General features: G+C 60.6%; 1 protein-coding gene and 1 pseudogene. Both read left to right on the top strand.

Annotated features, from left to right (window positions below; genetic code table 11):
* The first annotated feature begins 108 nt into the window (after nt 1-108).
* A complete protein-coding gene (locus tag AC1D34_RS37595; protein ID WP_476827033.1) occupies nt 109-678 on the top strand; it encodes a DUF2189 domain-containing protein in 570 nt (189 codons plus the stop codon).
* A 144-nt stretch (nt 679-822) separates the two neighbouring features.
* A pseudogene (locus AC1D34_RS37590) lies at nt 823-1,260 on the top strand (radical SAM protein); the annotation flags it as partial.
* Nucleotides 1,261-1,416: the final 156 nt, after the last annotated feature.

Raw genomic sequence — 1,416 nt, 5'->3', positions numbered from 1 at the left:
GCCGAGGACGCCCCGACGAACTGAAGCCCAAGCCTCCAACGCGTTCTTCAAGTTCACTCCGCCGATGCGGTGAAAAACACGCCACGGCTCGCCGCGCCGTCGCCCCAGATGCTCATTCAGCCAAGCCTTCATGAATACGACGGGCTAGTTCCGGTTTTGGCAGGCTTCATGATTGTCGGTCCGCTTCTCGCCGTCGGCCTCTATGAGAAGAGCCGCCGCCTGGCGATGGGGGACCGGGTTGGCTTGCCGCAGATGATCTTCGTGAAACCGGCACTTGGTGGGCAGGTCCTGTTCACCGGTGTCCTTCTGAGTCTGCTAATCTTGGTGTTACGCCCACTTCCGGGATTCGACCTCATCGCACCAATGCTATTCACGACCCGTATTGGCTGGGCGCTGGTTCTGGTTGGTGGCGCGGTCGGAATTCTGTTTGCTGCTTTCTCCTTTGCCATCAGCGTCTTCGGCCTCCCGATTCAGCTGGACAGACGTGTCGACGCCTTAACCGCGATGGGCGCAAGCATGGCGCTGGTCTGGAATAACCTGCCAGTGATGCTGGTCTGGGGTGGGGTCGTCCTCGGGCTGCTTATGCTGAGCCTGGCAACTGGGCTGCTCGGCCTGATTGTCTTGTTCCCGCTGCTGGGGCACRGGACCTGGTATGCGTATCGCGCGATCGCATCATAGGGCTTTCGCGGTGACGTGCTTAGGGGCCTGCGCATCCCGGCATTTCAAGGAAACGCCTGAGCTTGTGATACGTCAAAGACGTCCTTCGTAAGTGCTCTAGAGTGCTGCCAACGAACGGTCCTTGGCAAGTCAGGAGAGCACAACGTGAGGGATGATCGGGCGCGATATCTCGACGAACGGCTGCCCCGATATACGAGTTATCCAACGGCGCCGCACTTCAGGAATGGGGTTGGCGCGCAAAGCTATGGCGACTGGCTCGGGGATCTCGCGCCAACCGCGAAGGCCTCGCTCTACCTCCATGTCCCGTTCTGTCGTTCGATGTGCTGGTATTGCGGCTGCCACACCACCGTTGCGCTGCGCGACCAGCCTATCGTCGATTACCTCGCGGTCTTGCGCCGAGAGATCGAGACCGTCGCGAGTCAGCTCCAGGCACCGCTTCACATCCACCATATTCATTTTGGCGGCGGCACGCCGACCATCGTCACGCCGGAGGATTTCCTCGGTCTGATGGCTCTGCTGCGCAAGCATTTCGCGATCCAACCGCAAGCCGAGATCGCGGTCGAGATCGATCCGCGCAGGCTGACTGCGGATTCCGATTGAAGCGGGCGGGGTATTCCGAAGCGAAGCCGGCAGGGCATTCCGATTTGAAGCCGGCATGTGATTCCGAGATGAAGCCGGCACCCTGAAGGGGGTGTTGGAGGCCTGGGTCAGCCACTCTGGCAGACGTTTTCCGTTCCG

It is taken from the genome of Allobosea sp. P1_A7 (genome assembly GCF_056406775.1).
This window is presented reverse-complemented; position numbering and strand designations above follow the sequence as displayed.